A 23,845-nucleotide genomic window follows, 5' to 3' on the forward strand; every position below is an offset into this window, starting at 1 on the left:
CCCGCAAGGAGCACCCCATGGTCCGACGCCCCCACGCCGCAGCCCTCGCGATCGCCCCCTTCGCCCTGTCCGCACCCGCCAGCGCCGCCGAGCCGAGCAGCGTCACCCTCGTCGGCTCGTTGCAGGACGAGCTCGGCTGCGCCGCCGACTGGGACCCCGCGTGCGCGAAGGCCCACCTCGTCCAGGATGCCTCCGGCAAGACGTGGTCGGCGACGATCTCGCTGCCCGCCGGCAGCTACGAGTACAAGGTCGCCATCGACGACGGGTGGGCCGAGAACTACGGCGCCGGGGGCGTCAAGGACGGCTCGAACGTGCCGCTCGTGCTCGAGGGCCCGGCCCGGCTGCGGGTGAGCTACGACGAGGCGAGCCACGTCACCACCATGACGCCGCTCGGTCTCGCCGGGGCGACGAGCAGCGCGGACAAGAAGGCGGCCGCCGACTCGCTGCGCGGGCCGCTCGGGCGTGAGCGCTTCTACTTCGTCATGGCCGACCGCTTCGCCAACGGCAGCACCGCCAACGACCGCGGCGGGCTCACCGGCGGGCGCCTCACCACCGGGTACGACCCGAGCGACAAGGCCTTCTACCACGGGGGCGACCTCAAGGGCCTCACCGGCAAGCTCGACTACATCAAGGGCATGGGGACGACGGCGATCTGGCTCACCCCGAGCTTCAAGAACAAGCCGGTGCAGGGCAAGGCCGGCGAGGAGAGCGCGGGCTACCACGGGTACTGGATCACCGACTTCACCCAGATCGACCCGCACCTGGGCACGAACGCCGAGATGAAGACCCTCATCGACGCCGCGCACAAGAAGGGGATGAAGGTCTTCTTCGACATCATCACCAACCACACCGCGGACGTCATCGACTACGAGGAGGGCGCGTACACGTACAAGAGCAAGAAGTCCTCGCCGTACACCGACACGAGCGGCACGGCCTTCGACGACCGCGACTTCGTCGGCAAGCCCGCCTCGCAGTGGCCGGCGATGGACCGCACGTCCTTCCCGTACACCCCCTTCGTGCGTCCCGCGGAGAAGGACGTCAAGGTCCCGGCGTGGCTCAACGACCCGCTGATGTACCACAACCGCGGTGACTCGACCTTCGCCGGCGAGAGCTCGACGTACGGCGACTTCATCGGTCTCGACGACCTCTTCACCGAGCGCCCCGAGGTCGTCGACGGCATGGGCGAGATCTACAAGCAGTGGGCCGACTTCGGCATCGACGGCTTCCGGATCGACACCGTCAAGCACGTCAACCTCGAGTTCTGGCAGCAGTTCATGCCCGACCTGCTCACCCACGCGCAGAAGAAGAACGACGACTTCTTCGCCTTCGGCGAGGTCTACGACGGCAACCCCGCGGTGATGTCGGAGTACACGACCCGCGGCAAGCTCCAGGCCACCCTCGACTTCGGCTTCCAGCAGCAGGGCGTCGACTTCGCGAAGGGGAAGTCGGCCGCGACGCTCGCCGACTTCTTCGCCAAGGACGACTGGTACACCGACGCGGACAGCAACGCCTACCAGCTGCCGACCTTCCTCGGGAACCACGACATGGGCCGCGCCTCGATGTTCTTGAAGGACTCGAGCACGGACGAGAAGCAGCACCTCGCCCGCGTGCGCCTCGCGCAGAGCCTGATGTTCACCACCCGCGGCAACCCGGTGACGTACTACGGCGACGAGCAGGGCTTCATCGGCACCGGCGGCGACCAGCTCGCGCGCCAGGACATGTTCGCCAGCAAGACCTCGATCTACAACGCCGAGGACGTCCTCGCCGGGCCGGAGGGATCGCGCGACCGCTACTCGCGCACCCACCCGCTCTACCGCCACGTCGCCGAGCTCTCCCGGATGCGCGCGAAGCACCCCGCGCTCGCCGACGGGGCGCAGGTCGCGCGGTACGCCTCCGACGACGCCGGCATCTTCGCCGTGTCCCGTCTCGACGCGTCGAAGAAGGTCGAGTACGTCGTCGCGGCGAACAACTCGACGACGACGCAGACCGCGAGCTTCGCGACGTGGACGAAGGGGTCGGCCCGCGCCGGCAAGGGTCGCTACGACGGCGCGCTCTTCACCCCGGTGACGCCGGGCGCCCCGTCGGTGCGCCCCGGCGCCGACGGCCGTGTGAGCGTCACCGTGCCGCCGCTGTCGGTGCGCGTGTGGAAGGCCAACCGGACGATCTCGACCGGCACGGCAGCGCCGACGGTCGAGCTGAGCGCTGGCACCGACCATGCCGTGGGCGGACGCGCGGAGATCTCCGCCGACGTTACCTCGGGGACCTTCGCCCAGGCGACCGTCCTCTACCGCCCGGTCGGCACGAAGACCTGGCGCACCGTGGGCACCGACGACAACGCGCCCTACCGCGTCTTCCACGACGTCGAGGGCATGGCGCTCGGGACGATGCTCGAGTACCGCGTCGTCGTCGAGGACGCCGCCGGCCGGGTCTCCGCCGACAGCGACTGGGCCAGCGTCGTCTCCGCCACCGGACCGGCGCCCGAGGCCGAGATCGGCGACCCGCCGGCCACCCAGCCCGGTGCCGTCGCCGTCGCGGGCACCCACAACTCCGAGATGGGCTGCGCCGCCGACTGGGAGCCGTGGTGCGACCAGGCGCAGCTGACCATGGACCCGCAGGACTCGATCTGGAAGGGCAGCTACACGCTGCCGGCCGGGCCCTATGCCTTCAAGGCCGCGCTCGACCGGACGTGGACCGAGAACTACGGCGAGAAGGGGGAGCGCGACGGCGCGAACATCTCCTACGAGACCGACGGCCCCGTGAGCTTCTACTACGACCCGACGACGCACTGGGCGACGACGTCCGAGGACGGCCCGGTCGTCACGGCGCCCGGTGACTACCAGTCCGAGCTCGGCTGCGCGGCCGACTGGTCGCCCGCGTGCATGCGCCCGTGGCTGCAGGACAAGGACGGCGACGGCACGTACACGTGGGCGACGACGAAGATCCCCGCGGGTACGTGGAGCTTCAAGATCGCCCACGACCTGTCGTGGACGACGAGCTACGGGGCCGGCGGGTCGCCGACGGGCGGCAACATCACCGTCACCGTGCCGGCCGACGGCGCGAAGACCGTCTTCTCCTACGACTCGGCCACGCACGTCGGCCAGGCGACGAGCAGCTAGGGGGCGCCCCCTTCGCATGGTTCGACGAAGGACCGTCACCTCGAGGTGACGGTCCTTCGTCGACCCGGCCGGATCAGTTGATGATCTCGGCCTGGCTGAGCGCCGCCAGGCGCTCGCGCCAGAGGTCAAGGGCCTTCGGCGTGAGCCGGGTCCACCCCGTGACCTCCTCGACGACGAGGACCGGGGCGCTCGTGCGGTAGGAGCGCGTGGGGTTGCCGGGGAACTTCTTGTCGGTGACGTTCGGGTCGTCGACGTAGGGGCCGGTGGGCTCGACGCGGTAGACGTGCGGCTCGCTGCCCTCCGGCCCGAGCAGCACGGCGAGCTCGGCGGCCAGAGCGGCCCCGTCGACGAGCGAGGTGATGTAGACGTGGCGCATCGTCAGGCCGGCGCGGTAGTTCGAGGGGCGTCCGGCGACGAGGTGGTCACCGGGGCGAAGGGGGGCCCGCGTGCCGTGGAAGAAGGGCCCCTCGTCGAGGGGGCGCTCGCCGGTCACGACCGCGGGGTCCGGTCGACGGGGTGCACCGCGAGGGTGACGGCGACGCGCTTCGCGCCCGGGGTGCCCGCGCCGATCCGGCGGTAGCGCTCGAGGGTGCGCATGACCTCGGTGCGCAGCGCGACGAGCTGCTCCTCGTCGACGAGCACGGCCCGGTCGTGCAGGCCGGCCTCCTCCTGCCACACGAGGGGCCACGTCGGCGCGGCGTCGACCCAGGCATGGGCGCGCGCTGCGAGGTGCTCGACGTGGTCGTGCGCCAGCCAGGCCTCGTCCTGCGCGCTCAGCGGGTCGTCGTCGTCCGCGCCGACACGGGTGACGACGACGTCGTCGTCGTCCTCGTCGGGCAGGGCCCAGACCCGGGTCTTGGCGTTGCCCAGACCCGTGTCCTCGACGAGCCCGCCCTCGGCGAGCGTGCGCAGGTGGTAGCTCGTGGCGCCCGAGTTCGTGCCGAGCGCCCGGGCCAGCTCCGCCGACGTCGAGCCGCCGTGCAGCCGCAGGTGCGCGAGGATGCGGGTGCGCAGCGGGTGGGCCAGCAGACGCCAGCCGTCGGGGGTGCCCGGGGTGCTCATGGATCGCACAATAAGTGTGCGATCTGGGACGGGGCAAGCGCGTCGCGCCGGGCGCAGTCAGTCGGATCCCGCTCGCCCGTAGGGCTCCAGGGGGTGCGCCCGCGATTTCGGGCGGTGTGCGGCCCGCCCGTAGAATTGTCGGGTACCCCGAACGACACGACACGAAGGCTGCACCTGTGCGTACCTACACCCCCAAGGCGGGCGACATCACCCGTCAGTGGCACGTCATCGACGCCACTGACGTCGTCCTCGGCCGTCTCGCGAGCCGGACCGCGATCCTCCTGCGCGGCAAGCACAAGACGACCTTCGCCCCGCACGTCGACACCGGCGACTTCGTCATCATCATCAACGCCGACAAGGTCGCGCTCACCGGCTCCAAGGCCGAGCAGAAGCGCGCCTACCGCCACTCGGGCTACCCGGGTGGTCTGAGCTCGACCTCCTACACCGAGCTGCTCGAGAAGAACCCGGAGCGCGCCGTCGAGAAGGCGATCCGCGGCATGCTGCCCCGCAACTCCCTCGGCCGCCAGCAGCTGAGCAAGCTCAAGGTCTACGCCGGTGCGGAGCACCCCCACGGCGCCCAGCAGCCGACCCCCTACACGATCTCCCAGGTCGCGCAGTAAGCCGCGCGCAGAATCACGACGAAGGACTGACACGTGGCTGACACCACCGACACCACCGAGCAGCTCGGCGACGACGTCGAGCTCACCTCCTACACCTCCGAGTCCGACGGCCCCGTCGGCGACGCCGAGCCGGCTCGTCGTCCCTCGGCCTCGGCCCCCGGCGCCGGCACCGGCCGCCGCAAGCAGGCCATCGCCCGCGTGCGGATCGTCCCCGGCACCGGCGAGTGGAAGATCAACGGGCGCACGCTCGAGGAGTACTTCCCGAACAAGGTCCACCAGCAGATCGTCGCCGAGCCCTTCACGGTGCTCGAGCTCGACGGCGCCTACGACGTGCTCGTCCGCGTGCACGGCGGTGGCCCCTCCGGCCAGGCCGGTGCGGTCCGCCTCGGCGTCGCCCGCAGCCTCAACGGCGTGGACCCCGAGCTCAACCGCGACACCCTGAAGAAGGCCGGCTTCCTCACCCGTGACGCCCGCGTCCCGGAGCGCAAGAAGGCTGGTCTGAAGAAGGCGCGCAAGGCGCCGCAGTACTCCAAGCGTTGATCGAGAGCGCTCCTGGCGAAGGGCCCCACCACGCGGTGGGGCCCTTCGTCGTGCGCCTGCGCCTCGACCTCGCCTACGACGGCGGGGGATTCGCGGGGTGGGCTGCTCAGCCGGGCCTGCGCACCGTCGAGGGCGAGCTGACGAGCGCGCTCGAGACGATCTGCCGCACCTCGGGGGTCCGCGTCGTCGTCGCGGGGCGCACCGACGCCGGGGTGCACGCCGCGGGGCAGGTCTGCCACGTCGACCTGCCGCAGGAGGCGCTCGAGGCCGCACGCGGCCGTCGCGAGCGCAGCCCGCAGGAGGCCCTGCTCGCCCGGCTGCGCGGGGTGCTGCCCCCGGACGTCGCGCTGCACGCCGTGACCCGGGCCCCCGAGGGCTTCGACGCGCGCTTCTCCGCCCTGCAGCGGCGCTACCGCTACCTCATCGGCGACGACCCGGGCCGGCGCGACCCGCTGCGGCGTCACGACGTCGTCGCCCTGCGCGAGCCGCTCGACGTCGCGGCGATGGACGAGGCGGCCACGGCGATGCTCGGGCTGCGCGACTTCGCCGCCTTCTGCAAGCGGCGCGAGGGCGCGACGACCACCCGCACACTCGTCGAGCACTCGTGGCGGCGCACCGAGGACGGGCTCGTCGAGGGCCGCGTCGTCGCCGACGCCTTCTGCCACTCGATGGTGCGTGCTCTCGTCGGTGCCGTCGTGCCCGTCGGGCAGGGCCGGCAGGGGACCGGATGGCCCCTCGAGGTGCTCACCGCCGGGGTGCGGGACCCCCGCGTCAAGGTCATGCCCGCGCACGGGCTGAGCCTGGTCGAGGTCAGCTACCCCGACGACGACCGGCTGGCCGCGCGCGCCCGTGAGGCCCGCGCCCGCCGGGACTGACAGGTCCCCCGTCGCCCTGGGTCCCCCTTCGCCCTCGGTCAGACGGGGCCGGGTCGACCCGGCTGCCCGGCGCGCAGCTCGTCGACGAGGGAGCGGGCGACCCCGACGAGGGTGCCCTCCTCCTGCGCGACGCGCAGCTGGCGCTGGTAGCTCGCGCCGGTGCGGGTGATCTGCTCGACGTCGGCGAGCTCGGTCTCGCAGCCGAGGCGGCGGGCGACCGGGGCGAGGCGCTCGAGCAGGTCGGCGAGGTCCTCGGTGACGAGCCGCTCGCGGTTGCGGTCGTCGCAGATGATGATCGAGTCCATGCCGTAGCGCGCGGTGCGCCACTTGTTCTCCTGGACGTGCCACGGCGGCAGCGTGCGCAGGGTGCCGCCGTCGGTGAGCCGGTCGTCGAGCCACACCACGAGGCACTGGACGAGCGCGGTGATCGCGGCGAGCTCGCGCAGCGTCGGGATGCCGTCGCAGACGCGGATCTCGAGCGTGCCGAGGTGGGGCGCCGGGCGGATGTCCCAGCGGATCTCCTTGAGCTCGTCGATGACCCCGGTGACCATGAGGTCGTCGACGTAGCGCTCGTACTGCGGCCACGTGTCGAACTGGAAGGGCAGCCCGGCGGTCGGCAGCTGCTGGAACATCTGGGCGCGGTTGCTCGCGTACCCGGTCTCCTCGCCGGCCCAGAAGGGCGAGGACGCCGAGAGCGCCTGGAGGTGCGGGGCGTAGGTGAGCATGCCGTTGAGGATGGGCAGCACCTTCGCGGCGTCGGTGATGCCGACGTGGACGTGGACGCCGTAGATGACCATCTGGCGGCCCCACCACCGCGTGCGGTCGATGAGGGTGGCGTAGCGCTCGCCCTCGCTCACCTGCTGGCTCTGCCACTGGGCGAAGGGGTGGGTGCCGGCGCACATGAGCTCGAGACCGAGCGGGTCGGTGACCTGGCGCAGCGCGCGCAGCGAGGAGTCGAGGTCGGCGCTCACCTGCGGCACGTCGTCGCAGATGCCGGTGACGATCTCGACGGTGTTGCTCAGCAGCTCGCGGTGGACGCGGGCGGAGACGTGCTCGTCGTCGAGGGCCTCGGCCACGCCGGCGACGACGTCGTCGGCGCGCGGCACGAGGTCGAGGGTGTCGCCGTCGACGAGGGCCAGCTCCCACTCGACGCCGAGCGTCGGGCCCGCGGAGGGGCGGAAGTCGATCACGGGCGGAGCCCTTCCTGCTCGTCGGCCCACCTGCCGTGGGTCGCGGAGGACTCCAGCCTAGGTCGCGGGTATCGTGCTGCGAGCCGCAAGGTCCTCATGCCGGTTGCCTGCCGGGGGGCCGATCCCCAACTGGAAGGCACCGAGAGCGACATGGCACGAATCTTCGGCACCGACGGCGTGCGTGGGCTCGCCAACGGCGACGTCATCACCGCGGACTTCGCCCTCTCCCTCGCACAGGCCGCGGCCGTCGTCCTGCGACGACGCGACCACGAGCACGGGCACCGCCCCCGCGCGGTCGTCGGCCGCGACCCGCGGGCCTCCGGTGAGTTCCTCTCCGCCGCCGTCGTCGCCGGGCTCGCCTCGGCCGGCGTCGACGTCTACGACGCGGGCGTCCTGCCGACCCCGGCGATCGCCTACCTCACCGCCGACACCGACGCCGACTTCGGGGTCATGCTCTCGGCGTCGCACAACGCGATGCCCGACAACGGCATCAAGTTCTTCGCCCGGGGCGGGCACAAGCTGCCCGACGCCGTCGAGGACGAGATCGAGGCCCGCATGGGCCAGGAGCCGCTGCGCCCGACCGGCGCCGAGGTCGGCCGCGTCCAGGTCATGGCCGACGGCGGGGCGCGCTACATCCGCCACCTCCTCCTCGCGGTCCCCGGCTCGCTCGAGGGCCTCACGGTCGTCCTCGACGCGGCGCACGGGGCGGCGAGCGAGGTCTCGCCCGAGGTCTTCCGCCTCGCCGGCGCGACGGTGCACGTCATCGGCGCCAGCCCGGACGGGCTCAACATCAACGACGGCTACGGCTCGACCCACCTCGAGCAGCTGCAGGAGGCCGTCGTCACCCACGGCGCCGATCTCGGCATCGCCCACGACGGCGACGCCGACCGCTGCCTCGCGGTCGACGCGACGGGTCAGGTCGTCGACGGCGACCAGATCATGGCGGTGCTCGCGATCGCGCTCAAGGAGCGCGGCCGGCTCGCCGACGACACGCTCGTCGCGACCGTCATGAGCAACCTCGGTCTGCTCAACGCCATGCGCGAGGCCGGCATCGCCGTGAAGCAGACCGGCGTCGGCGACCGCTACGTCCTCGAGGAGATGCGCCGCGGCAGCTACTCGCTCGGCGGCGAGCAGTCCGGGCACGTCATCATGCTCGACCACGGCACGACCGGCGACGGCGTGCTCACCGGTCTGATGATCGCCGCGCAGGTGGCCGCGACCGGGCGCCCGCTCGCCGAGCTGGCCTCCGTCATGACCCGGCTGCCCCAGGTGCTCATCAACGTCGGGGGCGTCGACAAGTCCCGCGTCGACACCGACGAGGGCGTGCGCAGCGCGGTGCAGGAGCACGAGGCGGGCCTCGCCGGCTCGGGTCGTGTCCTCATGCGCAAGTCCGGCACCGAGCCGCTCGTGCGCGTCATGGTCGAGGCCCCGACGCAGGAGCACGCGCAGCAGGTCGGCGAGGCGCTCGCCGGGGTCGTCCGGGAGCGCCTCGCGCTCTGACCCTGGGGGTCAGCCCCCGATGCTGCCGACGACCTCGACGAGCCGGGCCTCGCCCTCCGCGAGGTCGTACTCGGCGCCGACGACGGCCAGCCGGCCCTCTCGCACCGCCGCGGCGATGCTCGCCGAGCGCTCCGTCATGAGGTGGCACGTCGCCCGCACGTGCTGACGCTCGATCTCCTTGACCGACTCCAGACCCGCACGGCGGGCGGCGATGACGCTCGGCGTGACCCGCTCGACGATGTCGCGCAGGAAGCCGGGGGGCATCTCGCCGGTGTCGCTCGCCTCGATGGCGGCACGCACCGCGCCGCACGAGTCGTGCCCGAGGACGACGACGAGAGGGGCGCCGAGGACGTCGACGCCGAACTCGAGCGAGCCCAGGACGCTGGGATCCATGACGTGACCGGCGGTGCGCACGACGAAGAGGTCGCCCAGCCCCTGGTCGAAGATGATCTCCGCCGCGACGCGTGAGTCGGCGCAGCCGAAGAATATGGCGAAGGGGGTCTGACCCGCAGCCAGCGCCGCCCGGTCGTGGACGCCCTGGTGCGGGTGCTCGTGGTCGCCGGCCATGAACCGGGCGTTGCCCGCGGCCAGCTCGCGCCACGCCTGGCCCGGGGTGACCGGGCGGGCGCCGGGGTCGCGGCTGCCGTCCGGCGCGTCGACGTGGTCGGTCTCTGGCACGACATCTCCTCGCGGTCAGCTCAGCACTGCTGGGCCGCCCGAGGCGGCTCGTCGTCACCCTACCGGTGGCGGACGGTGCGGGATTCAGGGTGCAGCCCCGGGGCCCTCAGCCCCCCTGCGCGTGTCAGCATGGTGCCCAACGACACCGCTGTCGCTCGCGAGTGCGGGGCCATCGGCGGTGCATGTCATCGACGGAGGGACCGACAGTGCGCGGACGCAGACGAGGCCGCACCGTCGCGGCGGCGGGCGCCGTCGTCGCCGCCGTCGTCACGACGACGGCGTGCGGGCAGGACGACACGAGCGACAGCACGAACAGGCTCACCTGGTACATCAACCCCGACGGCGGGGGCACCAACCCGCAGGGCGGTGGGCAGGCGCAGCTGGCCAAGGAGTGCACGGACGCCTCCGGCGGGCAGTACCAGATCTCGGTGCAGGTGCTCCCGAACAGCGCGAGCGACCAGCGCCAGCAGCTCCTGCGCCGGCTCGCCGCGGGCGACAAGGGCGTCGACATCATGTCGGTCGACCCCGTCTTCGTCGCCGAGTTCGCCGAGGCCGGCTTCCTCGAGAAGGTCCCCTCGGACAAGGTCGACACCTTCACCGACGACGTCGTCGACCCGGTCATCACCTCGGCCCAGTGGAAGGACGAGATGTACGCGTCCCCCTTCTGGGCCAACACCCAGCTGCTCTGGTACCGCAAGTCCGCCGCCAAGGAGGCGGGCCTGGACATGAGCAAGCCGGTGACGTGGGAGCAGCTCGTCGAGGTCGCGGAGAAGGACGACACGAACATCGGGGTGCAGGCCTCGCGCTACGAGGGCTACATGGTGTGGATCAACGCCCTCGTCGAGGGCGCCGGCGGCAAGGTCGTCGAGAACCCCGGCGCCGACGGGCAGGAGCTGACCTTCGGGCTCGACACCGACCAGGGTCGCGCCGCCGCCGAGGTCATCCGCTCGATCGCTCAGAAGGGCGTCGGCGGACCGGCGCTCGGCTCGACCGACGAGACCTCGACGCTCGACATGTTCCAGACCGAGGGAGCGGACTACATGGTCAACTGGCCCTACGTCTACGCGGCGCTGGAGCAGGCCGAGGTGGACTGGATCGACGACATCGGCTGGGCGAAGTACCCCGCGACCGTCGAGGGTGAGGACTCCCGGCCCCCGCTGGGCGGCATCCAGATGGGCGTCAACAGCGCCTCGACGAAGAAGGACAAGGCGTGGGCGGCCGTCGAGTGCCTCACCTCGGAGCGCAGCCAGCGTGAGTACATGATCGGCACCGGCAACCCCGCGGCCCGCAAGGCGGTCTACGACGACGCCGAGGTCAAGAAGATCTTCCCGATGGCGGGGCTCATCCGCTCCTCGCTCGACGACGGCGCGGCGCGGCCCTCCACGCAGTACTACGGGGACGTCTCCGGGGGCATCCAGCGCGAGTACTCGCCGCCCGGGGCCGTGGACCCCTCGACCACGCCGGCGCAGACCACCCAGCTGCTCACGGACGTCCTGTCCGGGGACGCGCTGCTATGAGCACCGAGGCGAGGGAGCGGTTGAGCACGAGCCCGGCCCCGCGGGGCCGTGACGCGCCCGCGGCGATGTCGCAGCGGGCGCGCGACGAGCAACGGCTGGGCTGGAAGCTGGCGATGCCGGCCTTCGTCATCATGCTGCTCGTCACCGCCTACCCGATCCTGCAGGCGGTGTGGAACAGCTTCTTCAGCTACCGCCTCACCGACCCGGACAACCGGGAGTTCGTCGGCCTGCAGAACTACGTCGTCTCGCTGAGCGACCCCGTCTTCTGGAGCGCGATGCGGATGACGGTGCTCGTCACCGTCTTCACCGTCGCCGTCGAGCTCGTCCTCGGCTTCGTCATCGCGCTCGTCATGCACCGCATCGTCATCCCGCGGCGGACCCTGCGCACGATCGTGCTCATCCCGTACTCGATCATCACGGTGGTCTCGGGCTTCACCTGGCTGTACTCCTTCCAGACCGACACCGGCTTCGTCAACCGATGGCTGCAGTGGCTGCCGGGCATCGACCCCTCCTACGACTGGTTCGGCAACTTCTGGGGGTCCTTCTTCGTCATCTCGCTGTCGGAGATCTGGAAGACGACGCCCTTCATCTCGCTGCTGCTCCTCGCCGGTCTGGCCCAGGTCGACACGTCGATGGAGGAGGCGGCCAAGGTCGACGGCGCGACCTGGTGGCAGGTCCTCACCCGGGTGATCCTGCCGAACATGAAGGCCGCCATCATGGTCGCGGTGCTCTTCCGCACCCTCGACGCCTTCCGCATCTTCGACAACATCTTCATCATGACCGGCGGTGCCAACGAGACGAACAGCCTCTCTGGGCTGATCTACCGCCAGACCATCGACCGCACCGAGATCGGGCTGGGGTCGGCGCTGTCGGTGATCCTCTTCCTGTGCGTGCTCGGGATCGCCGCGCTCTTCGTGCGGGGCTTCAAGGTCGACCTCGCCGCAGGGAGGAGCTGACATGGCCGACACCAGCAAGGGGACCGGCATCTGGACGGTGCTCGCCGTCCCGGTGATGGTCTGGACCGTCATCCCGCTGCTCTTCATGGTCTCGTTGTCGCTGAAGAGCGCGGAGACCCTGGCCGACCCGTCGCAGAGCGTGCTCGGCAACTTCTGGCCCAAGGACCCGACGCTGGAGAACTACGAGCTGATCTTCACCGGCGGGGCGAGCGAGCTCTTCACCCCGGCCCTGCGCAACAGCCTCGTCGTCTGCCTGCTCGCCACCTTCATCTCCGTCGTGCTGGCGATGTTCTGCGCGTACGCCATCAGCCGGCTGGAGTTCAAGGGCAAGCGCCTCATCCTCACGACCGCGCTCGCGGTGAGCTTCTTCCCCGTCGTGGCGATGGTGACCCCGCTCTTCGACGTATGGCGCCAGATCGGTCTCTTCGACACCGTGCCGGGCCTGGTCATCCCCTACCTCGCGCTCACCCTGCCGCTGTCGATCTGGACGATGTCGGCCTTCTTCCAGCAGATCCCGTGGGAGATGGAGCAGGCCGCCCAGGTCGACGGGGCGACGAGCTGGCAGGCCTTCCGCAAGGTCATCATCCCGCTGGCGACCCCGGGGGTCTTCACGACCGCGATCATCACCTTCTTCGTCGCATGGAACGACTTCGTCTTCGCGATCTCGTTGACCTCCGACCGGGCTCGGACCGTGCCGGCGGCCCTGGCCTTCTTCACCGGCGCCTCGCAGTTCGAGCAGCCCACCGGCGCGATCATGGCGGCCGCGGTCGTCGTCACCATCCCCGTCGTCATCCTCGTCCTCCTCTTCCAGCGCCGCATCGTCGCCGGTCTGACCTCGGGTGCCGTCAAGGGCTGAGCCCTGGTACCAGGAAGTGAGCTGTCCCCATGGCTGAGATCACCCTCGCGAACATCGTCAAGAAGTACGGAGACGGGTTCCCTGCGGTCAACGACGTCTCGCTCGACATCAAGGACGGCGAGTTCATGATCTTCGTCGGCCCCTCGGGCTGCGGGAAGTCGACCCTGCTGCGCATGGTCGTCGGTCTGGAGGACATCACGAGCGGCGACCTGTCGATCGACGGCAAGCGCGTCAACGAGCTCTCTCCGCGCGACCGCAACCTGTCGATGGTCTTCCAGAACTACGCGCTCTACCCCCACCTGTCGGTCTTCGAGAACATCGCCTTCCCCCTTCGTCTGGCTCGTGGTCAGCACAGCGAGGAGGAGATCCGCGCGAAGGTCGAGAACGCCAGCCGGATGCTCGAGCTCGACGAGCACCTCGAGCGCAAGCCGGCCAACCTCTCCGGCGGTCAGCGCCAGCGGGTGGCGATGGGCCGGGCCATCGTGCGTGACGCCGACGCCTTCCTCTTCGACGAGCCGCTGTCGAACCTCGACGCCAAGCTGCGCGGTCAGATGCGCACCGAGATCGCCCGGATGCAGCGTCGCCTCGGCGTGACGACCATCTACGTCACGCACGACCAGACCGAGGCGCTCACCCTCGGCGACCGCGTGACGGTGCTCAAGAAGGGCGTCGTGCAGCAGGTCGCCAGCCCGCGCGAGCTCTACGAGCAGCCGGTCAACCTCTTCGTCGCCGGCTTCATCGGCACCCCGCCGATGAACTTCCTGCCCGCCCGCGTCGACGGCGACCGGCTCGAGCTGCCCTTCTGCTCCGCCCCGATGCCCCGTGGCCTGGCCGAGAAGGTCAGCGGCAAGGACCTCGTCATCGTCGGGCTGCGGCCCGAGCACATCAAGGACGCGACCCTGCGCGACGAGGTGCGAGACGGGGTGGGCTTCACGGCCCCCGTCGACGTCACCGAGTGGCTGGGCAACGAGCAGTACGCGTACATCCCCTTCGCCGCCGACGGTGCGGTCCAGGGCAAGCTCGACGAGCTCGACCGCGATCTCGACGGCGAGGGCATGCGCACCCAGATGGTGGTCAACCTCGACGCGCGCAGCAGGATCATCGAGGGCGAGGACGCCGACTTCGTCTTCGACCCCTCGCTCATGCACGTCTTCGACCCCGAGACCGGCGAGTGCCTCACCCGAGACGAGGAACGGGCCGCGGAGATCGACCGTCAGTCCGACGAGGACCGCACCCGGGCGCTCGAGCGGGCCCGGGCGCGCGAGGAGCGCGAGCGCGAGAGCCAGAGCGCCTGAGGGGCGACGCCGAGCAGGACGAGCACCGGGCCCCCGGCCACGGGCGTCGCTACGGTACGGGCATGGTCTACGACGTCACCGACGCCGCGACGCTCGCCGCGCGGCTGCCCGCCTCCTTCCGACTCGGCGCGGCCACCGCGTCGTACCAGATCGAAGGGGGAGTGGCCGAGGGCGGTCGCGGGCCCTCGATCTGGGACACCTTCAGCCACACCCCCGGGATGATCATGGGCGGCGACACCGGTGACGTCGCGTGCGACCACTACCACCGGTGGGAGGGCGACGTCGCGCTCGTCGCCGACCTCGGTCTCGACGCCTACCGCCTGTCCGTCGCCTGGCCGAGGATCGTGCCGACCGGCTCGGGAGCGGTCAACCAGGAGGGGCTCGACTTCTACCGGCGGGTGCTCACCGGGCTGCGCGAGCGCGACGTCGACACCGTCGTCACGCTCTACCACTGGGACCTGCCGCAGCCGCTGGAGGACGCGGGCGGCTGGCCGGTGCGCGAGACCGCCGAGCGCTTCGCCGAGTACGCCGGGGTGCTGGCCCGCGAGCTCGGCGACCTCGTCGGCACGTGGACGACCCTCAACGAGCCGTGGGTGTCGGCCTTCCTCGGCTACGCCTCCGGCGTGCACGCACCCGGTCGCACGGAGCCGGCAGCCGCGCTCGCGGCGGCGCACCACCTCAACCTCGGCCACGGCCTGGCCGCCCGGGCGATCCGCGCCGAGCTCGGCGACGACGCGTCGGTCATGGTCACCCTCAACCACCACGCGATCCGCCCGGCCGACCCGAGCAGCGCGGCCGACGTCGACGCCGCCCGCCGGCTCGACGCCGTCGGCAACCGGATCTTCACCGGGCCGATGCTGCGCGGCGCCTACCCGCAGGACCTCTTCGAGGACACCGCCCACGTCACCGACTGGTCCTTCGTGCGCGACGGAGACGAGGCGCTCGCGCACGTGCCGGTGAGCGCGCTCGGCATCAACTACTACACGCCGACGATCGTGCGCGCCCTCGCCGAGGGCGAGGAGCCGAGCAGCAGCGGCGGCCACGGCGAGGGCTCGGCGACCCCGTGGGTCGGGGCGACCGGCGTCGACTTCGTCGAGCCCGAGGGGGAGCGCACCCGGATGGGGTGGCTCGTCGAGCCGTCCGCGCTGTCGGGCATGCTGCGCCGCCTGCGCGACGACTTCCCCGGGCTGGCGCTGATCATCACGGAGAACGGCGCGGCCTACGAGGACGAGGTGAGCATCGACGAGGACGGCGGCCGGGCCGTCCACGACCTCGACCGGACGAGCTACTACTCAGGCCACATCAGCGCCGTTGCGGACGCGATCGACGACGGCGTCGACGTGCGGGCCTACTTCGCCTGGTCGCTGCTCGACAACTTCGAGTGGGCCTTCGGCTACGACCGCCGCTTCGGGGTCGTCCACGTCGACTTCGAGACCCAGGAGCGCACGCCGAAGGACTCGGCGCTGTGGCTGCGTGATCTCGCCCGGGCGCACCGAGAGCGGCGCTGAGGGGTGGGGCAAGCCCGGCGGCCACGGCCGCCGGGCTAGGCGCAGCGGGTTCGTCCCCCCTTCGTGCGTCGACCGGGTTACCGGATCGTTACGGCGAAGTTGAGGCGATTCTGTGGCGCACCTCGTGCGGTGAGCGGTTCACTGTCACCGCAGGTCTGCGGGGGAGTCGGCTCGCCGCGTGGACCGCTCGACCACCTGTGGTCGGTGGCGCCGTCGAGGTCCGTCGGTGCGACGAAGAGCAAAGGGATCCACATGTCCTTCAACACCTCGCGCCGGGCGCGCGCCTCGGTCGGCATCGCCGCGCTCGCGGTCGTCGGCCTCGCAGCCTGCGGCGGGTCGTCCTCCACGGAGGAGAGCGGCGCCGCCATGGACACCACGGACTACTCCAAGTGGTGCGACATGAAGTCCGAGCTCCAGGGCAAGACCGTCTCCATCTACACCTCGATCGTCACCCCCGAGGACGCCCCGCACAAGGAGTCCTACAAGGAGTTCGAGGAGTGCACCGGCATCACCATCAAGTACGAGGGTGACAAGGACTTCGAGAAGAACCTCCCGCAGCGCGCGCAGAGCGGCAACCTGCCCGACATCGCCTTCATCCCGCAGCCGGGCCTGCTCGCGACGATGGCCGACACCGGCAAGATGGTCCCCGCCCCCGAGTCGACCGCGAAGATGGTCGACGAGCACTTCGGCGAGGACTGGAAGAAGTACGGCACCGTCGGCGACACCTTCTTCGCCGCCCCGCTCGGCGCCAACGTCAAGAGCTACGTCTGGTACTCGCCGAAGACCTTCACCGACAAGGGCTACGAGGTCCCCGAGACCTGGGACGACCTCATGACCCTCACCGAGAAGATCGCGGCCGACGACTCCAGCGCCAAGCCCTGGTGCGCCGGCTTCGGCTCGGGCACCGCCACCGGCTGGCCGGGCACCGACTGGCTCGAGGACACCCTCCTGCGCACGGCGGACGCCGAGACCTACGACAAGTGGGTCGCGCACGAGATCCCCTTCAACGACCCGAAGGTCGCCGAGGCCCTCGGCGAGGACGCGAAGATCCTCAAGGAGAGCAAGTACGTCAACGGCGGGTTCGGCGACGTGAAGTCGATCGCCACGACGACCTTCCAGGACGGCGGCCAGCCGATCCTGAAGAACAAGTGCTACATGCACCGCCAGGCGTCCTTCTACGCCGCCAACTGGCCCAAGGGCACGAAGGTGGCCGAGGACGGCGACGTGTGGGCCTTCTACCTGCCGAGCAACGGCGAGGAGAAGCCGGTCCTCGGTGGTGGCGAGTTCGTCGCCGCCTTCCGTGACGCCCCCGAGGTCAAGGCCTTCCAGACCTTCCTCGCCTCGCCCGACTGGGCCAACGCCAAGGCCAAGGCCACGACGAGCGGCGGCTGGGTCAGCGCCAACAAGGGTCTCGACCCGAAGAACCTCGTCAGCCCCCTGGACCAGCAGTCCGCGGAGATCCTCCAGGACCCGAAGGCCGTCTTCCGCTTCGACGGCTCGGACATGATGCCCAGCGCCGTCGGTGCCGGCACCTTCTGGTCGGAGATGACCAACTGGATCAACGGTCAGGACGACAAGACCACCCTCGACAACATCGAGAAGTCCTGGCCCTCCAGCTGATCTGACGTCGCCATGATGCCTCGGCGGGCGGGTGCCCACCCGCCCGCCGGGCATCGTCATCCCCGCACCAAAGGAGGTGCCCGTGCTCCACGCCCTGATCCTGCCCGCGGCGACCGCCGGCGAGACGTCCGGCAAGTTCGTCACCATGCTCGTCGGCCTGGCGGTCTTCGGTGCCGTCTTCCTCGGCATCCTGCTGCTCGCATCGGTCTTCAAGGGACGGGTGGGCGAGCGCGTCCAGGCCGCCGCCTTCGTCGGGCCGACGCTCCTCTTCATCGCGATCGGCCTGATCTACCCGGCGATCCTCACGATCCGTCGGTCCTTCTACAACGGCAAGTTCTTCGACATCAACTTCGGCGGGTACACCTCGAGCAAGCCCGAGTTCGTCGGCTTCGAGAACTTCGCCAAGCTGTGGACGACGCCCGGTCTGCCCGAGGTCATCCGCAACACCTTCCTCTGGGTCATCCTCGTGCCGCTCGTCGCGACCGCCTTCGGCCTGCTCTACGCGGTGCTCGTCGACCGGGCGAAGGGCGAGGCCGTCGCCAAGGCGCTCATCTTCATGCCGATGGCGATCTCGATGGTCGGCGCGACCCTCATCTGGAAGTTCGTCTACAGCTACAACGGCGGCGGCGACACCCAGATCGGTCTCATCAACGCGATCCTCAACGCCGTCGGGCTGCCGATGGTCGACTTCCTGCGGGCACCCGACGGGGCGATCCCGACGAACACCCTGGCCCTCATCGTCATCATGATCTGGATCCAGGCCGGCTTCGCGATGACGATCCTGTCGGCCGCCATCAAGGGCATCCCCGACGACATCATCGAGGCCGCGAAGATGGACGGCGTCTCGGGCGTGAAGCTCTTCCGCTTCATCACCCTGCCGAGCATCCGCCCCTCGATCGTCGTCGTGCTCACGACGATCTCGATCGCGACCCTCAAGGCCTTCGACATCGTCCAGGCCACCGACGGCGGCACGCAGGGCAACTCGGTGCTCGCCAACGAGTTCTACCGGCGCTCCTTCGTCACCCAGGAGCCCGGTCTCGGCGCGGCCATCGCCCTCGTCATCTTCCTGCTCGTCATGCCGATCATCATCTTCAACGTCATCCAGATGAGGAAGGACGCCTGATGAGCACCCTCACCCCCGCCATCGACCCGGCGGACACACCGGACCCGAAGCAGGCCTCTCCCGAGGCGGCCGGCCCGCGTCGGCGCAAGCGCGGCGGTGCCGCGGGCAACGCCGCCCGCGCGGTCACCTCGCCGTGGGGCTCCTTCTTCGCCGTCGTCCTCGCCATCGCGTGGACGACCCCGACGGTGGGCCTGCTCGTCACCTCCTTCCGCAACCAGGAGGACATCCAGAGCACCGGCTGGTGGTCGGCCCTGTGGAACGGCGGCTTCACGCTGCAGAACTACAAGGACGTGCTCGGTGGTGGCGCGGAGATGCCGGTGTCGATGACGGACTTCGTCATCAACTCCATCGTCATCGCGATCCCGTCGGTCATGCTGCCGCTGCTGCTCGCCTCGCTCGCGGCGTACGCCTTCGCGTGGATGGACTTCCCCTTCAAGAACGCGCTCTTCGTCGCGGTCTTCGCGCTGCAGATCGTGCCGCTGCAGATCGCCCTGCTGCCGCTGGTGCAGATGTACCAGCAGATCAAGATCGGCAGCTGGACGATGGGCGGGTCCTTCTGGGCGCTGTGGATCTCGCACGCGATCTTCGCGCTGCCGCTGGCGGTCTACCTGCTGCACAACTTCATGAAGGACATCCCGGCCTCGCTCATCGAGGCAGCCCGCGTCGACGGCGCCGGGCACGTGCGGATCTTCTTCAAGATCATGCTGCCGCTCATGGCGCCGGCCCTCGCGTCCTTCGGCATCTTCCAGTTCCTGTGGGTCTGGAACGACCTGCTCGTCGCGATCACGATGCTCGGCGGCTCGCCAGACCGGGCACCGCTGACGATGGAGCTCAACCAGATCTCGGGCACCCTCGGTGGCCGCTGGTACCTCCTGTCGGCCGCCGCCTTCATCTCGATGGCGCTGCCGGTGATCGTCTTCCTCGCCCTCCAGCGCTACTTCGTCCGCGGCCTGCTGGCCGGTGGCACGAAGGGCTGACCCGGGCTCGACCGCAGACGGCCGGCACCCCCCTTCGGGTGCCGGCCGTCTCGCGTGCGGTGGGCGCCCGCGACCCGCTCAGCACGACTAACCCCGGCTCGGCACGAGTCTCAGACTCATGCCGAGCCGGGGTTTATCGGGTCACCCGAGAAACGTGGGGCGCGTGGGGTCGTGGGCGAAGGGGGGAGGGCGAAGGGGAGGGGGTCAGAGCTCGGAGCGGTCGGGGGCGTAGGCGCCGGGGCGGCCGACGGTGATCGCGCTCGTCGTCAGCGCCCGGTCCAGGGCCGGGGCGAGGGCGGCCTCGTCCGCGGCGTGCAGGGCCTCGCGGGTGGCGGGACCGAGCAGACCCGCGTCGAGCAGGCCCGAGAGCAGCCCGGCCATGAAGGAGTCGCCCGCGCCGACGGTGTCGGCCACCTCGGGCGCTCGGGTGGGGGCCGAGCCGGACGCCCCGGACGCCGCCCGCCAGACCACGCCGTCTGCCCCGCGGGTGATGACGACGAGACCGGCGCCGAGTCCGAGCCAGCGGGTCATGACGTCGTCGAGGTCGACGTCGCCGTAGAGCTCACGGACGTCCTCGTCGCTGCCCTTGACGACGTCGGAGAGGGCGATGACCTCCTCGACGCCGATGCGGTGGTCGCCCTCGCCGACGACGGCGGGGCGGATGTTCGGGTCGTAGGAGATGCTCGCGGCCTCGCGCCGCTCCCGCACGAGCGCGACGACGTCGACCGCACCGGGCACCAGGACGGTCGCCAGCGACCCCGTGTGCACGTGCCCGGCCTCGCCGAGGCCGTCGAGCGTCGGGTCCCACTCGATCTCGAAGGTGTACGTCGCCGAGCCGTCGGGCGCGAGCAGCGCCTGAGCGGTCGAGGTGCGCCCGGGCCGCACGGTGCCGTGGCTGAGCTCGACGCCGTGCCCGGTGACGTGCTCGACGACGACGTCGCCGCGCTCGTCGTCACCGACGCACGCGGCGAGGACCGTCGGGTGGCCCAGCCGGGCCAGGCCCATCGCGACGTTGGCCGGGCTGCCGCCGACGTGCTCGGAGCGAGCCCCGTCGCGGTCGACGACGTCGACGAGCGCCTCGCCGACCACGAGCACCCGGTGCACGGCGCTCAGCCCTGCGAGGACGGGCCGAGACCGGAGTACTGCTCGACCTTCGTCAGGCGGTGGTGGCCCTCGATAGTGCGGATCGTGCCCGAGCGGCTGCGCATGACGAGCGAGTGCGTCACCGCGCCACCGCCGCGGTAGCGCACCCCGCGCAGCAGCGAGCCGTCGGTGATGCCGGTCGCGACGAAGAAGCAGTTGTCGGTGCGCACGAGGTCATCGGTCGTGAGGACCGCGTCGAGGTCGTGCCCGGCGTCGATCGCGCGCTGGCGCTCGTCGTCGTCGACCGGCGCGAGACGGCCCTGGATGATGCCGCCGAGGCACTTGATGGCGCAGGCCGTGATGATGCCCTCGGGGGTGCCGCCGATGCCGAGGAGCAGGTCGACGCCGCTGTCGGAGCGGGCGGCGGTGATCGCCCCCGCGACGTCCCCGTCGGAGATGAACTGGATGCGGGCGCCCGCGTCGCGCACCTCGCGGGCGAGCGCCTCGTGGCGGGGGCGGTCGAGCATGACGACCGTGACGTCCTCGACGTCGGACCCCTTCGCCTTGGCCACGCGGCGCACGTTCTCCGCGACGGGCAGGCGGATGTCGACGACGTCGGCGGCCTCGGGGCCGGTGACGAGCTTGTCCATGTAGAAGACGGCGCTCGGGTCGTACATGCTGCCGCGGTCGGCGACGGCGAGCACGGAGACCGCGTTCGGCATCCCCTTCGCCGTGAGGGTCGTGCCGTCGATCGGGTCGACCGCGACGTCGCACTCGGGGCCGGCGCCGTCGCCGACCTCCTCGCCGTTGTAGAGCATCGGGGCGTCGTCCTTCTCGCCCTCGCCGATGACGACGGTGCCGCGCATCTGCACGGTCGAGATCATCGCGCGCATCGCCTCGACGGCGGCGCCGTCGGCGAGGTTCTTCTCGCCGAAGCCGACCCAGCGGCCTCCGGCCATCGCGGCGGCCTCGGTCACCCGCACGAGCTCGAGGGCCAGGTTGCGGTCGGGGGTCGTCGTCGGGCTCATCGGCCGGTCCTCACTGTCGTGGCGCGTCGTCGTGCGGGCGCGGGGCGCCTGCGCCGAGCCTATCGAGGGCGCGGGGGTGGGGGTGCACCCGACCACGGGTGGTCGGCGCGGTCAGGTCGGGATGCGACAATCTCGATCATGAGTCAGAGCTCGGTCAGCCACTACGCGAAGGGGTCGGTGGCCAACGTCATCCGCTCCCTGCTCGTCGTCGGCGGGCTCACCGCGGTGATCTTCTTCGCCGTCGCCCGCACGAGCTCGGTGACCGCCGAGCAGGTCGACGTCGTCGCCGCCGCCGAGCAGCGCGCCCAGCAGTCGGGGGTCCCGTACGAGTACGCGGAGGACCTGCCGGAGGGGTGGACGCCGGTCTCGCAGCGCTTCGTGCGCAGCAAGGACGACGTGCAGATGTGGAGCGCGACGTGGACGACGCCGGACGGCGCGTACGTCGCCGTGCAGCAGGCCGTCGACGCCACCGACTCGTGGGTCGACACCCAGACCAACAACGGCGCCCGGGTCGGCACGGTGACCACCGACGACGGCACCACCTGGGTCAAGCGCGACCGCGAGGGCAAGGTGCAGCGCAGCCTCGTCGACCGCCAGGAGGGCACGGGCGAGCTGACGACGCTCGTCACCGGTACGGGGACCTTCGAGCAGCTCGAGACCTTCGCCGACCACCTCGTCGCGGCGCCCGTCAACCGCTGACCCACCCGCGGGGCGCGAGCGCCCCGACGGCCGAGCGAGCCGCTCAGTCCTGCTCGGCGTCCTGCGCCGACCCGTCGTCGTCTGACCCGTCCTCGCCGAGGCTGCGCTCGGCGCGGTCGAGCCATGTCGTGCAGTGGGCGGCGAGCTCCTCGCCGCGCTGCCACAGCCGCATCGACTCCTCGAGCCCGCTGCGCCCCGACTCGAGCGTCGCGACGAGGGCGACGAGCTCGTCGCGGGCCTGCTCGTAGCTCAGCTCGGCCACCGGGCGGGGCTCGGTCTGCTCCTGGCTCATGGCGGCCACCCTACGACCCGCCACCGACGGCCTCGACGGCGAAGTCGCCGTCGCCGACGGTGACCCGCAGCAGCTCGCCGGCCTCGACGTCTCCGCGCGACTGGACGACAGCGCCGCCGCGGTGCTGGACGATCGCGTACCCCCGGTCGAGCGTCGACTGCGGGGACAGCACCCGGGCCTGGGCCCGCAGGTGGGCCACGTGGTCGCGCTCGCGGTGCAGCATCGACTCCGTCCGCGAGCGGGCGCGGTGCTGCAGCGTCGCGACGACCTCGCGCTGGGCCCGCACGAGCGCGGTCCGGTCGGCGAGCACCGGCCGCGACGTCAGCTGCACGAGCGCACGGCGCTCGCGGTCGAGGCTGCTGCGTGCCTGCCCGCGCATCCGGCTCAGGGCGGTCGCGACCGTGCGCAGCTCGGCGTCGTGGTCGGGGCAGACGAGCGAGGCGGCGTCGGTCGGGGTCGAGGCGCGCACGTCGGCGACGAGGTCGAGCAGGGGACGGTCGACGTCGTGGCCGATCGCGCTCACAACGGGGGTGCGGGCCGCGCTCACCGCGCGCAGCATCGACTCGTTGCTGAAGGGCAGGAGGTCCTCGACCGCCCCGCCGCCGCGGGCGATGACGACGACGTCGACCTCGGGCATCGCGTCGAGCGCCCGGAGCGCCTCGACGACGTCGGTCACGGCCTGCGCGCCCTGCACCGCCACCTGCCGGATCTCGAAGTCGAGCCCCGGCCACCGGCGGTGGGCGTTCTCGACGACGTCGCGCTCGGCCGCGCTGGCCCGCCCGCAGATGAGCCCCACGCGGCGGGGCAGGAAGGGCAACGGCTGCTTGCGGTCGGCGTCGAAGAGCCCCTCGGCGGCGAGGTGCTGACGCAGGTACTCGACGCGGGCGAGCAGCTCGCCGATGCCGACGGGACGGATCTGGCGCACGTCCATCGACAGCGACCCGCGCTGGCTCCAGTAGCTCGGCTTGGCCTGGACGACGACGCGCGCGCCCTGGCTCAGCGGGGTCGCCATCGCGTCCAGCGCGGTGACGCGCACGGAGCACGACAACGACATGTCGACGTCCGGGTCGCGCAGGGTGAGGTAGGCGGTCCGGGCGCCGGGCCGCCGGGTCAGCTGGACGACCTGGCCCTCCACCCAGGTGACCGACATCCGCTCGACGTAGTCCTGGATCTTCATCGACAGCACGCGCACCGGCCACGGCTGCTCGGCCGTCGTCTCGGCGGCCTTCTCCGGCAGGGCGCTCATGGGGGTCACTGTAGGTCGCACCGGTGACGACGCCCCGGCGGGCGGACGGCTGGGCCGGGGCTAC

At 71.2% G+C, this 23,845-nt stretch carries 22 protein-coding genes; 14 read left to right on the plus strand and 8 right to left on the minus strand.

Going from position 1 to position 23,845, the window contains the following annotated elements; all coding sequences use genetic code 11:
• Window positions 1-17: 17 nt before the first annotated feature.
• Window positions 18-3,116, plus strand: a complete 3,099-nt coding sequence (locus tag L6241_RS11420; protein ID WP_368246287.1) for an alpha-amylase family glycosyl hydrolase — start codon at window positions 18-20, stop codon at window positions 3,114-3,116.
• A 73-nt stretch (window positions 3,117-3,189) separates the two neighbouring features.
• Here L6241_RS11420 and arr read toward each other — a convergent pair whose 3' ends face one another.
• Together arr and L6241_RS11430 are read right to left on the minus strand one after the other, a co-directional pair.
• Window positions 3,190-3,609 carry an NAD(+)--rifampin ADP-ribosyltransferase gene (gene arr, locus L6241_RS11425; protein ID WP_191564080.1) on the minus strand — a complete coding sequence of 140 codons (420 nt, stop codon included), beginning with the start codon at window positions 3,607-3,609 and terminating at the stop codon, window positions 3,190-3,192.
• Window positions 3,606-4,178, minus strand: coding sequence for a helix-turn-helix domain-containing protein (locus L6241_RS11430; protein WP_251720656.1), 573 nt, complete (start codon window positions 4,176-4,178; stop codon window positions 3,606-3,608). Before L6241_RS11430 ends, arr begins: the two co-directional genes overlap by 4 nt.
• 176 nt (window positions 4,179-4,354) lie before the next feature.
• On the opposite strand from L6241_RS11430, the gene rplM reads away from it, so the two are divergent.
• Genes rplM through truA form a run of 3 tightly spaced genes read left to right on the plus strand, consistent with a single transcriptional unit; the run spans window position 4,355 to window position 6,213 of the window.
• Entirely contained in the window at window positions 4,355-4,798 is a 444-nt protein-coding gene (gene rplM, locus L6241_RS11435; RefSeq protein WP_368246288.1) for a 50S ribosomal protein L13, read from the plus strand.
• Window positions 4,799-4,831: 33 nt separating this feature from the next.
• Complete coding sequence (gene rpsI / locus L6241_RS11440) at window positions 4,832-5,338, plus strand: 30S ribosomal protein S9 (RefSeq protein ID WP_068277213.1); 507 nt, start codon at window positions 4,832-4,834, stop codon at window positions 5,336-5,338.
• Between the two features lie 35 nt (window positions 5,339-5,373).
• Window positions 5,374-6,213, plus strand: coding sequence for a tRNA pseudouridine(38-40) synthase TruA (gene truA / locus L6241_RS11445; protein WP_368246290.1), 840 nt, complete (start codon window positions 5,374-5,376; stop codon window positions 6,211-6,213).
• Window positions 6,214-6,251: 38 nt separating this feature from the next.
• Here the strand turns inward: truA and L6241_RS11450 are convergent, their stop codons facing one another.
• Entirely contained in the window at window positions 6,252-7,403 is a 1,152-nt protein-coding gene (locus L6241_RS11450) for a glutamate--cysteine ligase (RefSeq protein WP_368246291.1), read from the minus strand.
• Between the two features lie 150 nt (window positions 7,404-7,553).
• On the opposite strand from L6241_RS11450, the gene glmM reads away from it, so the two are divergent.
• Window positions 7,554-8,903: a phosphoglucosamine mutase gene (gene glmM, locus L6241_RS11455; RefSeq protein ID WP_123092216.1), complete on the plus strand. Its 1,350-nt coding sequence runs from the start codon at window positions 7,554-7,556 to the stop codon at window positions 8,901-8,903.
• 9 nt (window positions 8,904-8,912) lie between these two features.
• Here glmM and L6241_RS11460 read toward each other — a convergent pair whose 3' ends face one another.
• Window positions 8,913-9,581: a carbonic anhydrase gene (locus L6241_RS11460; RefSeq protein ID WP_368246293.1), complete on the minus strand. Its 669-nt coding sequence runs from the start codon at window positions 9,579-9,581 to the stop codon at window positions 8,913-8,915.
• 206 nt (window positions 9,582-9,787) lie between these two features.
• Between L6241_RS11460 and L6241_RS11465 the strand changes: the two genes are divergently transcribed.
• The 8 genes from L6241_RS11465 to L6241_RS11500 all read left to right on the plus strand — a co-directional run bounded on the left by L6241_RS11465 (window position 9,788) and on the right by L6241_RS11500 (window position 19,433).
• Window positions 9,788-11,098 (plus strand): extracellular solute-binding protein, encoded by a 1,311-nt coding sequence (locus L6241_RS11465; RefSeq protein WP_368246294.1) that lies wholly within the window; start codon window positions 9,788-9,790, stop codon window positions 11,096-11,098.
• Complete coding sequence (locus L6241_RS11470; protein ID WP_368246296.1) at window positions 11,095-12,054, plus strand: carbohydrate ABC transporter permease; 960 nt, start codon at window positions 11,095-11,097, stop codon at window positions 12,052-12,054. Before L6241_RS11465 ends, L6241_RS11470 begins: the two co-directional genes overlap by 4 nt.
• A gap of 1 nt (window position 12,055) precedes the next feature.
• A complete protein-coding gene (locus L6241_RS11475) occupies window positions 12,056-12,910 on the plus strand; it encodes a carbohydrate ABC transporter permease (protein ID WP_251720663.1) in 855 nt (284 codons plus the stop codon).
• Window positions 12,911-12,939: 29 nt separating this feature from the next.
• On the plus strand, window positions 12,940-14,205 hold the full coding sequence (locus L6241_RS11480; protein ID WP_368246298.1) for an ABC transporter ATP-binding protein: 1,266 nt from the start codon (window positions 12,940-12,942) through the stop codon (window positions 14,203-14,205).
• 62 nt (window positions 14,206-14,267) lie between these two features.
• The gene (locus L6241_RS11485) at window positions 14,268-15,713 is read left to right on the plus strand and encodes a GH1 family beta-glucosidase (RefSeq protein ID WP_368246299.1); all 1,446 of its coding nucleotides are present in this window, start codon (window positions 14,268-14,270) and stop codon (window positions 15,711-15,713) included.
• 252 nt (window positions 15,714-15,965) lie between these two features.
• Entirely contained in the window at window positions 15,966-17,333 is a 1,368-nt protein-coding gene (locus L6241_RS11490) for an ABC transporter substrate-binding protein (protein ID WP_368246300.1), read from the plus strand.
• Window positions 17,334-17,415: 82 nt separating this feature from the next.
• Entirely contained in the window at window positions 17,416-18,456 is a 1,041-nt protein-coding gene (locus L6241_RS11495; RefSeq protein WP_368246301.1) for a carbohydrate ABC transporter permease, read from the plus strand.
• The gene (locus tag L6241_RS11500) at window positions 18,456-19,433 is read left to right on the plus strand and encodes a carbohydrate ABC transporter permease (protein WP_068277229.1); all 978 of its coding nucleotides are present in this window, start codon (window positions 18,456-18,458) and stop codon (window positions 19,431-19,433) included. Before L6241_RS11495 ends, L6241_RS11500 begins: the two co-directional genes overlap by 1 nt.
• Before the next feature lie 204 nt (window positions 19,434-19,637).
• On the opposite strand, the gene L6241_RS11505 is transcribed toward L6241_RS11500, so the two are convergent.
• A complete protein-coding gene (locus L6241_RS11505; protein WP_368246303.1) occupies window positions 19,638-20,537 on the minus strand; it encodes a carbohydrate kinase in 900 nt (299 codons plus the stop codon).
• A gap of 5 nt (window positions 20,538-20,542) precedes the next feature.
• A complete protein-coding gene (glpX, locus tag L6241_RS11510) occupies window positions 20,543-21,544 on the minus strand; it encodes a class II fructose-bisphosphatase (RefSeq protein ID WP_251719373.1) in 1,002 nt (333 codons plus the stop codon).
• Between the two features lie 138 nt (window positions 21,545-21,682).
• On the opposite strand from glpX, the gene L6241_RS11515 reads away from it, so the two are divergent.
• Window positions 21,683-22,243, plus strand: a complete 561-nt coding sequence (locus L6241_RS11515) for a DUF4245 family protein (RefSeq protein ID WP_068277231.1) — start codon at window positions 21,683-21,685, stop codon at window positions 22,241-22,243.
• A gap of 43 nt (window positions 22,244-22,286) precedes the next feature.
• On the opposite strand, the gene L6241_RS11520 is transcribed toward L6241_RS11515, so the two are convergent.
• Together L6241_RS11520 and xseA are read right to left on the minus strand one after the other, a co-directional pair.
• Window positions 22,287-22,535: an exodeoxyribonuclease VII small subunit gene (locus L6241_RS11520; RefSeq protein ID WP_191564538.1), complete on the minus strand. Its 249-nt coding sequence runs from the start codon at window positions 22,533-22,535 to the stop codon at window positions 22,287-22,289.
• A 10-nt stretch (window positions 22,536-22,545) separates the two neighbouring features.
• Window positions 22,546-23,781 carry an exodeoxyribonuclease VII large subunit gene (gene xseA / locus L6241_RS11525; protein WP_368246304.1) on the minus strand — a complete coding sequence of 412 codons (1,236 nt, stop codon included), beginning with the start codon at window positions 23,779-23,781 and terminating at the stop codon, window positions 22,546-22,548.
• Window positions 23,782-23,845 lie beyond the last annotated feature (64 nt).

The sequence above is a fragment of the Janibacter sp. Y6 genome (assembly GCF_040900765.1).
Lineage (GTDB): Bacteria > Actinomycetota > Actinomycetes > Actinomycetales > Dermatophilaceae > Marihabitans > Marihabitans melonis.

Coding starts and splice junctions, on each gene's coding strand:
- L6241_RS11430 (WP_251720656.1), bottom strand. CDS start 4,178: ATGAGCACCCCGGGCACCCCCGACGGCTGGCGTCTGCTGGCCCACCCG.
- L6241_RS11500 (WP_068277229.1), top strand. CDS start 18,456: ATGAGCACCCTCACCCCCGCCATCGACCCGGCGGACACACCGGACCCG.
- L6241_RS11470 (WP_368246296.1), top strand. CDS start 11,095: ATGAGCACCGAGGCGAGGGAGCGGTTGAGCACGAGCCCGGCCCCGCGG.
- L6241_RS11520 (WP_191564538.1), bottom strand. CDS start 22,535: ATGAGCCAGGAGCAGACCGAGCCCCGCCCGGTGGCCGAGCTGAGCTAC.
- L6241_RS11490 (WP_368246300.1), top strand. CDS start 15,966: ATGTCCTTCAACACCTCGCGCCGGGCGCGCGCCTCGGTCGGCATCGCC.
- glpX (WP_251719373.1), bottom strand. CDS start 21,544: ATGAGCCCGACGACGACCCCCGACCGCAACCTGGCCCTCGAGCTCGTG.
- L6241_RS11475 (WP_251720663.1), top strand. CDS start 12,056: ATGGCCGACACCAGCAAGGGGACCGGCATCTGGACGGTGCTCGCCGTC.
- xseA (WP_368246304.1), bottom strand. CDS start 23,781: ATGAGCGCCCTGCCGGAGAAGGCCGCCGAGACGACGGCCGAGCAGCCG.
- L6241_RS11480 (WP_368246298.1), top strand. CDS start 12,940: ATGGCTGAGATCACCCTCGCGAACATCGTCAAGAAGTACGGAGACGGG.
- glmM (WP_123092216.1), top strand. CDS start 7,554: ATGGCACGAATCTTCGGCACCGACGGCGTGCGTGGGCTCGCCAACGGC.
- L6241_RS11515 (WP_068277231.1), top strand. CDS start 21,683: ATGAGTCAGAGCTCGGTCAGCCACTACGCGAAGGGGTCGGTGGCCAAC.
- L6241_RS11420 (WP_368246287.1), top strand. CDS start 18: ATGGTCCGACGCCCCCACGCCGCAGCCCTCGCGATCGCCCCCTTCGCC.
- L6241_RS11485 (WP_368246299.1), top strand. CDS start 14,268: ATGGTCTACGACGTCACCGACGCCGCGACGCTCGCCGCGCGGCTGCCC.